Genomic DNA, 16,890 nt, shown 5'->3' with positions numbered 1-16,890 from the left:
GTCGGGAATCGGCGCGAGCACTGGCGGCGCATCGACGGGCCTGACGGTCACGGTCATGGTCCGGGTGACGAGGTTGACCCCATCGCTCACGGTTAGCGTCACATCGCGGTAGATTCCGGCCTGCCCGAAGCCCGGCGTCCAGACCAGCGTGTTGGTCGCGACATCGAAGCGCGCGCCCGGCGGCAGCATGTCGGCATTGTAGATCAGGCGGCGGCCTTCGGGGTCGCTCGCGAGAAGCGTCAACGACAGGGTCTGCCCGGCAATGATCGTGACATCGGGCGCGACTTCCTGGACCGTCGGGGCGGCGTTTCCGCCCTCGACCACAAGCGAGAAGCTCTGCTCGGCATAGGCCCCGAACCGGTCGATGACGCGGATGGTGACGGCGACCTCGGCGGGCGTCGCGGCGGTCGGTGTAAAGCTGAACCTGCCCGATGCATCGAGCACCGCTCCCGACGGCCCGTTCAGCAGGAGCCAGGTCAACTGGTTGACGGCTTCGTCGGCCGCGACGGCCTGATAGACGTAAGGCGTCCCGGCGACAGCATCCTCGGACACCTGCGAGGTGATGACGGGCGCGAGATTCAGCGGCGCGAGCGCGAAGATGCCGTGCCCGACATGGACGGCCTGGGCGCCCTGCCCGACGATGGTGACGGTCTGGCCCGAGACGGTCTCGCCCGGGCGCAGCCGGCCGGCGCGCTGGTCGATCTCGGCGCTGATGTCGATCAGCCAGACGCCGCCGGTATCGGCGACGCCGCCGACGGGGCGGCCGGCGAAGTCGCTCGCAGGGTCGATCAGCAGCGTCAGCGGTCCGTAGATGTCCTGTGGCCCGGTGTTGGTGACCGAGACGTCATAGGAGATGCTGCCGTCGCTGCGGTTCGAGCGTGTGCCGGTGAAGGTCAGCGTCAGCACGTCGCTGAGGTCGATCAGCGTCGAGAACTCGACATCCGCGACCGTGCCAAGCTGGACGCCCAGTGCGCTCTCGATCGTCGGCGAAAAACGCAGTGCATGGCTGCCGGGCGGCAACAGCCCGGTCGCGAGCCGGACCGTCCGCGTCGCAGCGTCATAGGTCACCGACTGGATCGGCGTGATAAGCCCGTCGTCGCGGATGATCTGGTAGTTCAGTGGGTTCTCGACCGAGCGTGGGTCGCTGGCGCCCAGCCGGGCCATGTCGGTCGAGAAGATCGCCGTGAACAGCGGCAGCGCGCGCGGCACCAGCGCTCCGTCGACCGGCGTCGTCGCGATGATGCGCGGCACCACGCGTGGCGAGACCACGTCGATGCCGAGCGTCTGCGCCACCAGGATACGGCCGTCGGCGGTGGCGATGACCTGTTCGCCGCGTTCGCCGGCCAGCGCGACCGGCGTCAGCCGCCGCGTCGCGAGATCGAGCGCAAGCAGATGACCGCCGCCGCCGTCCGTCAGGCCGGCTCCGCCGTTCTCGCTGATGAAGACGAGCCCGACGAAAGGTGTGCCCGAGCGGCCGAAGGCGAACGAGTCGATCGCGAGGTCGAGCTCGACGACGATCTGCGCCTTGCCGGCGGCGTCGAAGGTGTAGAGCGAGCCGCGATCGGGCCAGCTCGTAGCCCAGAGCTTGCCGTCGGGATCGAAGCCGAGCGCGTCGACGCGGACGCGGGAGAACGGCTGGAACACGCCGGTCTGAGGATCGAAGATCGCGACGCCATCCCCGGTCGAGACATAGATCAGCCCGGTCGCGGGCTGCACGGCCAGAGCCTGGGTGACGCTGGTGCCGTAGCGCGCCAGAACCGCGCCCGTCGTCGGGTCGAGCTGCAGCAGCGCGTCGCCGCCAGTCGAGGCCCAGAGCCGGCCCTGCCCGTCGAAGACCAGCGCGAAAATCGGCGTATCGAGCGTCGCAAAGGCTTCGCCCGCAACCCCGCCGTCGCGGCCGAGCCGGAAGAGCGAGCCGCGATTGGGCCCGCCGCTGGCGATGATCGTGCCGTCGGACGCCTCAGCCAGCGCCAGGACGCCGACACCGACGCCGCTCTGCCCGAGGCCGACTGCGAAGCGCTCGACTGCAAAGGGCGCGATCGCGATGGCGTAGCCGCTCGGCCGCGCGGTCGAGGCCGGCGCGGGCACGGCCTGCTCGGCTTGCAGGAACAAGGCGTTGGCCGTGCCGCCACTGGCGGGCGGCGGCGCCTGTGTCGGCGTCTCCGCCGTGGTCTCGGCAGGAGCCGTGCCGCCCAGATTGACGACGAAGCCGTCGGAGGCGACCTCGCCCGTGCCGGGGTTGCGCTCGCGGTTGCCGGCCATGTCGGTGGCCAGCGCCAGGAAGCGGTAGCTGCGGCCCTCGATCCCGGCGAAGACGAAGCTCGACCCGGTCAACTGTCCGGCCACCAGTGTGAAGGCGCCGTCGCCCTCGGCCGCGTAGAGGCTGACATGGCGAACGCCGGACGCAGCGCTGCCGCCGGGGTCGGTCGCAACCCATGAAAGGTCATAAACGCCGCCGCCGACGCCGCGCACCGTCAGGTCGGTGACCGGAGCGACGAGGTCGAGCCTGGCCGTCGCGGCCGCCGAAGCGACAGCCGGCCGGCCATCGAACGAGGCGCTCGCTACCGCCGTGACGACCGCGCCGCTGGCCGCCCCGTCGCGCGACTGGACGGTGTAGGACACCGAGCCGCGCGCGCCCGAGCCGCTGCCGGCGATGCCGAGCAGGCCGGCAGCGCCCGTGCGCAGAACCTCGCCGGTCGCCGGGTCGATCGCCTGGACCAGCCAGGTCGCGATCCGGCTGGCCTCGTCGAGGCCGGCGGAGACACGCAGCACGAAGCCCTTCGAGGCCGAGAAGTCGAAATCGGCCTGGAAGCGGACGCGGTCGGTCGGCACGCCGACGGTGATGTCGCCGATCGTCAGCGTCCCCAGGCGGAAGCTGGAGAGGTCGAGCGAGGAATCGAGCTCCGTAGCGATCCGGATCTCGCGCACCGGCGTGCCGCTGCCGGCAGGGTTGCCGAAGCTGATCTGGAACGGCAGCGCCGCGCCCGCCGGAACGAAATTGGATGCGCCCGCACCCTCCGGTCCGAGCACCGCGATGGTCTCGTCGGCCAGCGCCGACTGCGCCAGGAAGCGCCGGAGGTCGAAGCTCTGGAGTTCGCCGGTCGAGGCGTCCGAGCCGAAATCGGGTGGATTGCGATCGTCTCCGAAGGGCGAGAAGACATTGTAGGCCTGGAAATAGGTCGGCTGCGTCAGGCCGAGATTGGCCTCCGCCGCTGTCGGCAGCCGCGCCACCGGCACTTCGTAGAAGCCGAGCTCCTCCGAATAGCGCACGTCCTTGCGCGCCAGCGGGGCGCTCTCGCCCGGCGTATCGCCATACCAGCGCCGTACGGAGGTGAAGAAGCTGGTCAGGTTGCCGTCGCTGATGATCTTGTCGCCGTCGGGGCCGAGCACGAGCCCGATCGCCAGCGTCGAGACCAGGCTCGCCACCTTCGGCGTGCTGCGGATCGGCGGCGCGGTGCCCTCGGGGCGCAACAGCCCGGCCTCCTCGAGCGCGGCGAGATAGCCGGCGACGAAGGTGTCCTGGTCGGCGGCGATGACCATCAGCGCTGCGCTTGCCGCAGGATCTGCGAGGATCGCGAGCCTCAGCCTGCGCGCTTCGGCGGTCTGGTCGGCGACGAACTCCTCGCGCGTCATCGCGGTCGCGCTGGCGGCGACATAGAACTGGAACGGGATGAACGGCGCGATCGCCTTGTCGATCACGTCCAGTGTCGGATTGCGGAAGATCGCGTAGAGCGCCTCGTCATAGGTTCTCAGCGACTCGATGCCGGCGTCGAGCGTGCCGGCTTCCGCCAGCGCCGGATCGCGGGCGTAGAGGAAGGCGCGCAGCGAGGCGAAGTCGCGGTCGATGATCGCCTGCAAACCGGGATAGGAGGTGACCTGGAAGGTCAGCGGCACATAGCCGGACGCCCCGACGTCGAAGACATAGCCCGGCGCGGTCAGGCGGCCGTCGATATTGACCGTCGGCGTCAGGCTCGCCCACGGCACGCCGCCATCGGCGCCGTCGGGAGCGCCGCCGATATTCGTCGCCGCCTGGACGAAGGGCAGTCCAAACAGCCAGGGGTTGCCGCCGAGTTCGGGCGTCGAGACGTCGAAGCGGACATAGGGCGTGTCGAGATTGGTCAGGTTGCGCAGCGCGACGCTGTAGATGCCGCTGGTGCCGACCGGAACGATGCGCGGTCCGCCCAGCGACAGCGAGACATCGGGTGTCTGCGCCGGCTCGATCAGATAGCGATAGGCGATCGAGGTGGTCTCGCCGTCGGGATTGGTGATCTCGATGTCGTAGAGCCCGCGCGGCGCGCCGGTCAGATCGTAGATCGCCACGATCTTTGTCGCGTCGATGACCTGGTAGCGCACCGGCTCGAACTCGGCGACGCCCGGCCGGATCAGCTTGACCAGCGCGTTCTCGCCGAAGCGCGCGCCGGTGATGGTGACGCTGACATAGCGGCCGTCGCCGCCCTGGTCGGGCGTGACGCTGGTGATCGAGAAGGGCAGCGTCTCGGCGAGCAGGGTGAAGCCGGTCGCCGGCGCCGGCTGCCTGGCCCCGCGCACCAGCACATAATAGTCGCCGGGCTTCGTCGTCGGGACGACGACCTCCTGATCGGCCTGCAGCGGGCGCGTATAGGCGACATCGTAGGCTGCCGGCGTCGGCGCATCGCCATAGCGGATGTAGAGTTCGTTGTCGGCGGCGTCGGACAGGCCGTCGAGGCGGATGCGCAGCGTCTCGCCCTCGCCGACGGTGATCTTGTAGAGCTGCTCGGTGCCGGTCGAAAGCACGCCCGAAAGCGGCTGGTTGAGCAGCAGCGGCGGCACCGAGACGAAGATCGTGTTGGTCGAGACGCTGGTGTTGTTGCCTTCGCCGGTGCGCTCGTCGACCTCGTCGAGGATGTCGGTGCGGACGATGAAGCGGTAGGAGCCTTCCTTCAGCGGCGGCAGCGCGGCGATCAGCGTCGCGGTGTAGCTGTCGCCGGCAGCGAGCCCGCCCGCATGCCGCACCCGCCCGACGAGACGGTCGCTGATGTCCCAGCGATCGTCAGCCGAGAGATAGACCGCGTCCTCCCAGCTGTTGGCGGCCGGGTTGGTCGCCTGGTTGGTGACAGTCCAGGTCACGGTGGTCGTGGCCCCGACGAGACCGGCGCCGGAGCCGGAAGCGGTGATCTCGTCGACCACGAGATCGGCCGGCGGCGGCCGCGACACCAGGATCGGGGTGATGCTGGAGCCGGTGTTGTTGGCTTCGTTGGCGCCCTCGAAGACGAGCCCGCGCGGCTTGCGCGCCGTGGCGAGATCGGTGCCCACCAGCAGGTACCACGCACCCTCAAGCCGCTGCGGGATGCTGAGCGCGATGCTGACCGCGTCGATCGCGCCCGACGCCAGCGCGACAGTGCCGATGCGGGTGCCGAGATAGAGGTCGGTCGTGATGTCGAGCACGGTGTCGCGCGACAGGTAGAACACGTCGGTGCGCCCGGCATCCTCGGCCGCCATCGCGCCCGGCCCGAGATTGGCCACGGTGTAGTTCAGCGTGAAGCTATCGCCCGCGAGCAGCGCGGCGGGCGGCGTCACGGCCGTGACCTGCAGGTCGGATGCAAGGCGCGGCGTCACGGTGAGCGCGGCGAGCACCGAATTGTCGCCCTCGTCGGCGAACTCCTGGACCTGATCTCCGGCGCCGCCTAGCCCGGGCGCGCCCGGCACGATGTTGCTGAACGGACCGTAATAGGCGTCAGCCGCGCCGACGCGGGTATCCGTCATCACCAGAATGTAGAATGGGCCGGAAATCTCGTCGGGGATGACGACCCGCGCCTGACCCTGATAGCTCGCGCCGGCGGCCAGCGCCGTCTCGCGATCGAAGGTCCCGAGCACCATATCGCTGGAATCGAAGCTCTCGTCGCGCGACAGCACGACGATGTCGCGCCAGCGGCTGACCCGCGTCTCGCGATTGCCCGCATTGGTCACGGTCCAGCCGACATCGACGGCGGCACCTGCCTGAACGGTCGCGGGCAGGACGAGCGCGCTCGCCACCAGATTGGGCTCGCGATAGATCACGCTGAGCGCGCCGGAGCCGAGATTGTCGCCGGTCTGTCCGCCCTCGAACACCGTGTTCACATAATACGAGGCGGCGGCCAGACCCGAACCCGAGAACGAGTCGGAGACAGCCGAGCCGCCATAGCTGCCGGCCTGACCGTCGGTGATGACGTGGACGTACCACGAGCCCTCGATGCCGGGCGGCAGCTTGACCCGCGCCTGACCGACATAGCTCCCGCCGGCCTCGAGCGTCGTGCTGTTGCCATGGGCGACCGCGGCCAGCAGCACGCCGCGCCCGGGAATGTAGACCGGATCCTGCGACAGGTAGATCACATCGTTCCAGACGCGCGTGCCGGCCCAGACGGCAGCCCCGGTGTTGCGCACGGTCCAGGTGACGTCGGTGAGTTCGCCGGAGACAGCGCCCGTCGCGGCCGTGACGCTCTCGACCTTCAGATTGGCCGCGCGGTTCGTGACGACGCTGGCGGCGCGGCCGCTATTGTCGGTCCGGTCGATCTCGGCGGGGCGGATCAGGCCCTGGATGCCGTCGTTCTGCGTGTTGGTCTCGACGAAGACATAGAGGCCGGCCGCATTGGGGCCGAGATCGAGCGTCCGCGTCTCGGTGTAGCTCTCGCCCTGCGCCAGCGCACCGCCATGGATATAGTAGCCGAGCGTGAACTGGTTCGCGCCGGCGGCATCCAGCGTCGGCTTGTCCGACAGGATGATGCGGTCGACCCATTGCTGGTTGGCCGCGATCCCGCCCGGCCCGTCATTGCGGACGCTCCAGCTGACCGTAAGCTGCTCCTGCCCGGCCAGCACCTGCGGTGTCGCGGTCACCGCCGACAGCACGAGATCGGGCGCGGGCGGAATCGCCCGCCCGATGACCTCGATGCGACGGCCCTTGTAGTTGCTCGACTGCAGCTCGTTGGGGTCGTCGGAGTTGACGTTGGTCGAGACCTCGTCCTCGAAGACCTGCCCGTAAGGGTTGGTCCAGGGCGTGATGTAGTAGGTGCCGGTCGCCAGCGTATCGGGGACGCGTACCCGCACCGTGACCTGATAGCCGCCCTCGACCGCGATCGCCCCGACATGGGTGACCGAGGCGAGCAGCATCGCGCTGTTGCCGCCGGAAAAGTCGATGCCGCCGTCGTCGAGGACGCGGGCCGGCAGCGTGTTGGGCCGGCGCGGATCGCGCGCGATCCAGACCGTGTCGGCCCAGCTTTCGGCGTCGGTCGTCGCCGCACCGAGATTGGTCACGGTGTAGCGGACCTCGATCTCGGAGCCGGCGACGGCCTGCGTCGGCGCGACCGGGTTCGAGAGCACCAGATCGGCCTTGGGCGACGGCGTCACCGAGATCGGCGTGGCGCGGCTGTTGTCGAAGGTGTTGGGATATTCGTCGAGCGCGCCGTTGAAGTTCGAGACGACGATGATGTAGGCCGGGCCGCCGAAGCGCGACGGGATCGTGATCGAGCCGGTATCGGTGTGGTAGCTCTGGCCGGGGTTCAGCGCCGAGCCGTTGGCGAAGGTGCCGATGCGAATGTCGTCGCCGGAGAAATTGGCGTCGAGCGAAAGATAGACGGCGTCGGTCCAGGAGCCGGTCGCCGCGACCGTGCCCTGGTTGATGACGGTGAAGCTCGCCGCGATCGAGCCGCCGGCCTGCGCCACCGCGGGCGCGGAGACGGCCGAGACCTGCAGATTCGGACGCGGCTTCAGCGCCAGCGTCATCAGGTCGGCGTCGACGAGGCGGTTGTCGGGCCGGTCCGCCACGGCCTCGTAGATCGCGCTGTTGGAATTGGTGGTGACGACGACGCGGTAGATGCCCTCGATCCGCGCCGGCAGCTGGAAGCGCTCGGTGCGCTGGTAGCTCTGGCCGGCCGCCAGCGTGCTGTCGTTGGTGAAGGTGCCGACCGTGATCGCGCCCTTGGTCGGGTCGACCGGCTGCAGCGTGACGGTGTCGGTCCAGATGCCGGTCGCGGGTGCGAAGCCGGCATTGGAGACGCGCCAGGCGATGTCGATGAAATCGCCCTCGGTTGCGTTCAGGACCGAAGCGATGTCGTCGACCTTGAGATTGGCGGTCGGAGAGGCGTTGACGGTCAGCGGCAGCTGCTGCGAGCCGTTGTTGTTGGTGTAGATGAACTCGAACGGCCCGCCCGTCGAGATCGAGAGCGTGTAGGCGCCCGCAAGGCCCTCGGGCAGCGTGACGGTGGCCTCGCGGCGATAGTAGCCGCCGACCGCCAATACGCCGAGATGCGGCTGGCTCCACTGCCTGACCACCGCGCCGGCGGTGTCGCGCAGCGTCACGATGTCGGACCATGCCGCCGAATCGGTCGCGCCGATGCCCTGGTTGCTCACGGTCCAGGCCAGCGTCACCGGCCTGCCGCTGTCGCCGATCGTGTCGGCGCTCGCCGCCGTGATGATCAGGTCGGCATAGGGCTTCGTCATCACATCGACGGGATGCGGCACGACGCCGTCGTCATTGGCGGTCTGGCCGTTCTGGAAGACCGCGTGCTCGACATCGCTGCGGACCGCCAGCGTATAGCGCCCGGTGACGGCCGGCGGGAAGGTCACGGTGACGTCGCGGGTATAGCTCGCGCCGACGGCGAGACCGCCGGTGCGCTGGAAGCGGCCGAGCACGATGTCGTCGCCATCGCCGATGATGGAATTGACCGACGCGATCACGGCGTCGAACCAGGTATCGGTCTGGCCAAGGCCGGTGCCCTGGTTGGTGACGCGCCAGCTGACCCGGATCGAAGCGGGATCGGCGATGATCAGGCTGGGAGCCGTGACCGCATCGACCGCGAGGTCGGCATAGGGAGCCAGCGTTACGGCAAGCGGCGTCGCGGCGACGTCGTTGCCATAGCGATTGTACTGGTTCAGCACCTGCCCGGAATCGCCGCGCACCAGGATCTGGTAGGAGCCGAGCGAGCCCAGCGGCAATGTCGCCGTCAGGCTCTGCGAAAGCGTCGCGCCCGCCGCCAGCGCGCCGGTGCTGAGGCTGCCCAGCACGATGTCGGAACCGTCAGCCGTGCCGTCGCGCGACAGATAGACGGTGGTGACGAAGGGCTGGCGCGCCTCGCCTGCGCCGAGATTGGCGAGCGTCCAGTTCAGCGTGATCTGGGTGCCCGAGATCGTGCTGGCGAGCGTGCCGAGGCCCTGCACGGCAATGTCCGGCGTGCCGATCGCGATCGTGCCCGTCGAGACGAACGGAGCCGCGCGCGGCGTGCCGGGCTGCGGAACCGAACCGTAGATGTCGGGCACCACGACGATGCGATAGGCGCCGTCCGCGATGTTGGGCAGCGTGACGCTGGCCTGGCGGGTATAGCTTTCGCCGATGCCGAGCGCGGCCGGCAGCGTCACCGGCACGGCGGCGAGGTAGGTTGCGCCGTTCAGCGTGCCGTCGAGGCTGAGATAGAGATAATCGACCCAGCTCGCGCTGCCATTCGCAGGCAGGGCGCCGCGATTGGTCACGGTATAGCTCACGGAGCGGACATCGCCGGGCTGCCCGCCTGCCGGCAGCGTCACGCCGGTCGCCGCGATATCGGGAGCGGGCGGACGCACCACCGTCAGCAGCGTCGAGGCCGCGCCGTTATTGGCCGTCAATCCGTTCTCGAACACGGTGTTGGCCGGCTGCGCGGTGCGCACCAGCACGCGCCAGTCGCCGAGCACGGTCGCGGATTCCGCGATCGTGACGCTGAGCGAGCCGACATAGGAAGCGCCGGAGGCAAGCGCCCCATTATGCGTCAGCGTTCCCAGCAGGATGTCGTCGCCGCTGAACAGCCCGTCGCGCGAGAGATAGACCTGGTCGATCCAGCTCGCCGCGCTGGTCGGATCAGGCCCGATATTGGTGACCGTCCAGCCCACGGTGAACGGCGTCGCGTAGCTGACGCTCGCCGGCTTCGTGATCGCGCTGACCTCTAGGTCCGAATAGACCGGCGCGATCGCGATCGCCTGCGAGGCGGAATTGTTGGCGCGCGTGTCGGGCTCGACCACCTGCGAGCCGACATCGGTTGCCACGAGGATCCGGAACGAGCCCGAGCGGTCGGCGGGGATCGTCACCTGAGCCGAGCCGCCATAGCTGCCGAAGCCGGCAAGCACGCCCGAATGCGGCACGGTCGCCAGCACGATGTCGTCGCCATCGCCGAAAATGGCGTTGCCGGACAGGACGATGCGGTCGTTCCAGGACGAGGTGGTCGTCGCCACCGATGTCAAATTGGCGACGCTCCACGTCACCGTGATGGTCTCGCCCGCGCGGGCGGCCGCAGGCGCACTGACGGCCGAGACCGTCAGGTCGGGATAGATCGACAGCGCCGAGGTGAAGTCCGCCGTTGTCGAGTTGTTGGATTCCGCCGTGCCGCCGGCATTGGCTTCGACGACGCCGGCGAGGTTGAAGCCGTAGTCGACGTCGATGACGATGCGGAAATTGCCGGCGCCGCGCGCACCGTCCGGCATCCTGAAGCTCAGCGCGCGCATCGCTTCGCCGCCGGGCGCAAGCGCCCCGGTCGAGGATACGAACTGGTCGAGCACATACTGGCCGGTATCGATGTTGTAGACTTGGACGCGGTCGATCCAAGTGGTCGCGGTCGAGGCTCCGCCGCTTCCGGCGGCGCTGGAATTCACGTCGCGCCAGCGCAGCGTGATGGTGTTGCCCGAGGCGATCGCGCCATCGACCGTCAGGCCGGTCGCAACAAGATCCGGCGCCGAGCGGAAGGCGATGCTCGCGCGGTTGTTGGTCTCGCTGAAGCCTCCAGCTGCGTATTCGACGATGACGTCGCTGCTGTCGACGACGACCTCGGCGCTGAAGTTGCCGGTCGCGATCCGGCCCGCGGGCCAGGTCAGCGTGACCGAGCGATGCTGTGTCTGGCCCGGCGCGATCGCGGCGTCCGCTCCCTCGACCAGAAGGTCGCGCAGGCTCAGCGTCTCGTTCGTCGTCAGGTTGCGGATGACCAGCCGCTCGGTCCAGCCGGGCGCGGGAGTGCGGGTGCCGCTGTTGCTGACGTCCCAGGTCAGCGTGACCTGGTCGCCCGGCGCATAGGGGCCGGCGCTGATCGACACCGCGCTGGCGACGAGGTCGGGGTAGTTGGCAAGCGTCGACGTCAGCGAGAGCGTAGCGTCGTTGTCGGTCTCGTTGGTCTCGGTCACGCCGTTGCCGGCGTCCGTGGTCACCCTGATGCTGATCGTGCCGACGCCCCGCACGCCGTCGGGCAGCCGGAAGCTCGTCGAACGGTCGAGCGAGCCGCCGACGCCGAGCGGCGTCGCATCGCCGGCATAGGGCAGGTTGCGCGTCAGCAGCACCTCGCCGGTCGTCGTGTTGGTCACGATCAGCCGGTCGATCCAGGAGGTGTCGGCCGGCAGATTGCCGGTGTTCAGGTCCTGCCAGGACACCGTGACCTCGGCGCCCGACTCCAGCGCGCCCGTCGCGACGGCCGCAAGCCCGGCGATGGCGAGATTGGCAGCCTGCGCAACGCCGAGCCCCAATGCGATCGGGGCCGAGACCGGGAGATCGACGACCCGCAGAACATAGGGGATCGCCGCGATATCATACGGATAACCCTGTACGACGACCGTGTAGACGCCGTCATAGGGCAGGATCACCGGCGCTGCGTTCGCCGTGCCGATCGGGCTGATCACCGTCATGGTGGGGTCGAGCAGGACGAAATTCGCGTAGTTGGAAAGCTGGCTCAGCGCGACGAAGACGCGCTGCCCGGCCGCACCGGTGAAGCGGAAGGCCTCGTTCTCGACGCCGGGATCGAGCGTGCCGGAGACCGACGAGCCGATGCTGATCGGCGTGGCGTGGCCGAGATCGATCAGCTTGAAAGCATAGGCGCCTGGCCCGTTTCCGACCGACAGCGTGTACTCTCCGGGCGACAGCAGCACCGGCAGATTGCCGTCGGCCACGCGGTCGCTGGGGAAGGCGCGGTTGCCGAGCGTCTGGCCGGCCGTGTTGACGACGGGGCCGTTGGGACCCCGCAGACTCCAGCGCGCCTGCGAATTCGCGCTCATATTGTCGAACGAGACCCAGGTCGGCTCGGTCACGGTGAAACGGTAGTTGGCGGTCTGGCCTGCGGTGGGCAGGCTGCCGCTGACGACCGTGTCGAGCGTAATCGTCGCAACGGTGTCCTGGATCTTCTTCGGCGTGAAGACGTAGTTGGCGCCGCCGGGCTGGTTGTAGGTGTAGAGGGCGATGAAGATATCGCCGCCCTGCGGCTGGCGATAGGGGCCGCTGTCATAGAATTGCAGGTTGGACTGGCGCGTCAGGCTGGCGTCGAGCAGGCTCCAGTAGCCGTTGATGAAGTTCGTATCGCTGTCGAAGAAGAAGGCGTCCCCGTCGGCGACGGAGTATTTCAGCACCTGGACGCCGTTGGTCGGAATCGTGCCGGAGACGGGCGTGTCGAGGCTGGAATAGGCCAGCGCGTCGAGGTCGATAACCTTGAAGTTGAACGGCAGCGCGACAGCGCCACCATCGTTACGCGAATAGGTGATGCGGTAGGTTCCGGCCGCCAAGACATAGGTTCTGAAGTCGTAGGGACCGTAGTCGTAGGCCGAGGCGACCGCGCCATAGGGACCTTCGATCGACCAGGTCATGTTCGGCTGGCCGCCCGGCGCGAACATGACGCGGTGCTTCTCGTTCAGCGTCAGGATGAAGCTCTGCGAATTCCCGGCTTCGGTGATCGGGTTCAGCAGCCCCGAGACGGCCTGATCGAACGCGATCACCGCGCCGGTGTAGGAAGCAGGCGTCGCCGGCGTCGAAGACACCAGGCTGAAGCTGAACGGCGCCGGCGTCGCCGAAGTCGAGGAGCCGCTGACGAGCAGCGTATAGCGCCCGCTCAGCGTCAGCACCCGTGTCGCAACATCGGTGAAGCCGTTATTGAAGACCAGCGCCCCATCGGGTCCGTAGAGCTGCCAGTTCGACGGTCCGGCCGTCTGCGCGTCGAAGGCGAGCCGGTCGCCGGCGGCGGCGTCGAACTTGTAGATTTCGAGCGCCGAGGCGGGCGACAGGGTGCCGTTGACGACCGTGTCCTTGGTGATCAGCGTGCCGGTGGCGAAATTCAGCAGCCGGAACGCATAGGTGCCGGTGATCAGGTCGGACGCGCCTGCGATCGTCAGGGTGTAGCGCCCCGGACCGAGCGCACGGATCGGTGCGCCGTTCTGGTCGAAATTCAGGAATTCTGACGACGCCGTGTAGTTGTCGCCCTCCAGCGTGCGCAACAATGTGCCGGTATTGACCAGCGTATCGATGACGATCGTCGTGAACGCCGGAACCGTGAAGCTGTAGACCGCCTTGTCGCCGGGATTGACGATGACGCCGTCGACCCGTTCGCCGATCGTGATGTCGTCGCGCAGCGTCGTCAGCTTGCGCATCACGAACGGCGCCGACAGAGCCCCCGCCGAGCCCGGCGCTTCGTCGAAAACCAGCCAGAAGGTGCCGCTGCGCACCACGGTGACCTGGTTCTGGCTCGTGCCGACCTGCCCGTTCTGCACGACCGCGCCCGTCGCATCCAGGAGACGGTACTGCAGGTTGTTGAAGCGCGCCTGATTGGCGCCGACGCGCTGGAACAGCAGCCGGTCCCCGACCTCCGCTTCGAACTGGTAGGCCGATGCTCGGCCCTGCTCGGAGATTTCGGCCGTCGTGGGCTGGCTCAGCGTGATCGAAGGCGCCGCGCCGAGATCGACCAGTCTGAAAGGCAGGTTAGGCAGGACGCCGTTGCTTGCCTCCAGAACGAGCGTGTTGCGGCCGGGTCCAAGCAGCAGGCCGCGCCCGTTGTAGCGATAATCGTCGGCGACGTATTGAACGACGCTGCGCGTGCCGTCGGGCGCGATCACAGACCAGGTGATCGCGTAGAGCGGGTCGGCCACCAGCGCATCGAAGGCCACGAGCGTCGCTTCCGCGAGATCGATCGTATAGAGCGCGCGCTGGCCGCGAGTGGCCAAGGTCGGCGTCGCGACATCACCCACCGCGAGCGTGGCGACCTGATCGGGCACCGCCGACAGGGTGAAGCGCGCAGTGATGGTGGTTATGGTGCTGGAGGTCGAGACGGGCCGCTCGATCAGCAGCGTATAGGTGCCGCCGTCGCGCAGCACGCCGCTGCGCACGCCGCTCTGGAAATTGCCCGCGAATGGCTGGCCGACCTCCTGTCCGTCGGCGTCGAGGATGCGCCAGGAGGGTGCGTCGTATGTGAACCGATAATCCGCCGGGGCGGTGAACTGCGGCTGCGGATTGAACGTGACCCGCGTGCCGGGATCGACCGTGAACTGATAGGCGACCGTCTCGAAACCGGGGTCGAGCACCTCGACCACCTGCTGGCCCAGCGTGATCGGCGTGAAGCCGCCGCCATCGGGCAGGCCAGGCAGGGCCGCGCCCGGCGTCAGGTCCATCAGGCGGAACTGAGGCGTGGCGGGTTGTGTACCCTGGTTGCGGACGACGAGGTGATAGGCTCCGGTCGGCAGCCGGTTCAGCGCCTGGAAGCCCGCGACGCCGGAACTGAAATTGCCGGTGTCGAACTGGCCCCATTCGGTCTGCAGGCCGTTGGGCCCTTCGAGGCGGTATTCCAGCCCCGTCTGACGCGCGAGGACATCGATGTAGAGCCGCGTGTCTCGGGTCAGGTCGAAAGCGAAAGCCTGGCTCCCACCGGGCTGCAGCGTATCGCCGACGACGCTCTGGCCCAGCCCGACGCCCGTCGCGGCCTGCGGCGGAGGCGGCGGCGGCGCGATCGTGGCGCGGAAGAACAGCACCGCGTCGTTGCCGTCGATCGCCGCAACCGGCATGTCGAAGCGGATCGTGTAGAGCCCGGTCAGCAGGAACGTCAGGACCGGCGGCGTCGCGCGACGATAGTTCAGCGGATCGCCTGGATTTTCCGGCGGGCTGTCGGGATCCTCTTCCCAGACCGGCGTGGTCAGAAGGAGCTGGCCGTTGGGATCGAGCACCGAGATCGTCAGCGCGGGTTGGATGATGTCGTAATAGCCGAATTGCTCGACCGCGAGATCGTCAAGCGTCAGCGACCCGCCGGCCTCGCCTTCAATCGCAAGAAGTTGAAGCGGCGAATAATTGCTGAAGCTCAAGCCGTTGATGCCGGAGGGCAGCGTGTCGAGGTTGGCCGGCGTCGCGTCGATGAAGCTGATCGACAGGTCCCGGTCGTTGTCGGGATCGGTGTTGGTCAGGACGAAGCTGTAATAGCCCGGCGTGAGATCCAGCACCGATCGCGGCAGGGTCTCGTCGTCGGTGAAGCTTATCGGCCCGGGCGAATTGAACGCGATGTCGCGCACCTCGAACCCGCGCGGCCCGCGGACGTCGAGGCGGAAGCCGTTGAAGTTGCCATTCGTCAGCAGCAGGCGGCGCGGCTCCGTCACCTCAAGTTCGAAAACGATGTCGCTTCCGGCCGAAATCGTGGCACCGATTCCGTCGCCGATATTGACCCAGATCCCGCCGATGCCTTCCTCTTGCGCGGGCTCATGCGTGACGTAGAAGGAGACAGTGACGTCGTTGTTCGCATAAGCGCGGTCGAGCAGCAGCAGGTAACGCCCCGTGCCACGCGCCGTGAAGGTCGCCTGATCGAAGACGTCGTGGTTTTCGATCAGCACGCCGTTGGGGTCGAAGATCTTGACCCGATCCTCGCTGAAGCCGCCGGTCGCATTGGCGGTCTGGACGTTGATGCGCTCGCCGTCGGAGGCGTCGAACCAGTAGAGTGCGCCCTCGTTGAAGCCGACGGTCTGATTGTTCTCGATCAGCGCCTCGGGCGTGTCGGCATCGAGCGTCAGCACCTTGAAAGTGAAGGGCAGCGCACTGGATATGTTCTGGTCGTTGGTTGCGACGGACAGGACATAATCGCCTGCTTCGAGCGTCAGCGGTTGGCCGCGAAAATTCGGCGTTCCGCCGAACAACTCGCCAAACACGCGCGCATCCGTCATCGGCGCGCCGTTATGCAGCACCTGCCAGGTCACCTGCTCGCTCTGGCTGATCGAGTCGAAGATGAGCGTCTGGCGCTGGTCGAGCGTGAACTTGTATTCCTCCGTCGCTTTTCCCGAAGGCAGCGAGCCTGAGGTTTTCTGGTTGAACACCAGGGCGCTTTCGACGATGTGCCGCGACGCAGCCGTCAGCGTCACGTCGAAGCTGCTCGTCGTGTTGTTGATATCGCCCTCGGTGAGGATGACGTATTCGCCGCTCTGCCCCGACTGGAACTGGACCGTCGAGCCGAAACCGAAGCCCGCGACCTGCACGCCCTCGGGATCGAAGACGCGCACGCCCCCCTGCCGCCCCTGACCGCTGGCGGAAGCCTGCGCCGTCAGCGAGACGAGATCGCCGCCGGTCAGGGACAGCCGCGTCGCATTGCTTTCGCGCCCGTCGACCAGCGTCCGCGTCAGGCTGGAATCGAGCGCGATCGTCGCCGACTCGTCGATGTCGAGCAGCCGGAAAGAGTAATCTCCGGTCGCAGCCGCGAGATTGCCGAAGCCCCCTACGGACACGGTGTAGGTGCCGGCCGACAGGTCGAGCACGCCGGGCTGGGCGCTGCCGTTCCAGCGATCGCTGTCGGAAAACGCGCGCGGGCTGAACGGCACGATGGCCTCGCCATGCGAATCGTTCAGCGACCAGCGGATGTCGCTGCGGTTGGTCAGCGAGTCGAATGCGATCCGCGTCTCCGCTGCGACGGTGAACGTGTAGCGGTCAACCTCGCCGGCGACGTCGATCGTGCCGGAGACCGGGATGACGTCGGCGGCCAGCAGGACGCGCGGCTCCAGGGTCTCGAACAAGGCGCGATGCGCAACGCTCTCGGCAAGCAGGCTGCGGCGGTCCCGCGCGACGCTCAGCTTCGTCCCGAGACCGCCGATCGCCGCCGCCAGCCGCGCGCCCAGACCGTTCGTCGTCCCCCCTGCGAGCCCGGCCGGCAA

General features: G+C 68.1%; 1 protein-coding gene (running past one end of the window). It reads right to left on the bottom strand.

The genetic code is table 11. The features are described 5' to 3' along the window. A protein-coding gene (locus AC1DZY_RS23420; protein WP_476822567.1) for a CARDB domain-containing protein crosses the window boundary here: on the bottom strand, nt 1-16,890 show its 5' portion. The gene continues 15,732 nt to the left of window position 1, outside the view; only the first 16,890 of its 32,622 coding nucleotides appear in the window; the start codon lies at nt 16,888-16,890; the stop codon falls past the left edge of the window.

The organism is Allobosea sp. P2_A10, assembly GCF_056405115.1.
This window is presented reverse-complemented; position numbering and strand designations above follow the sequence as displayed.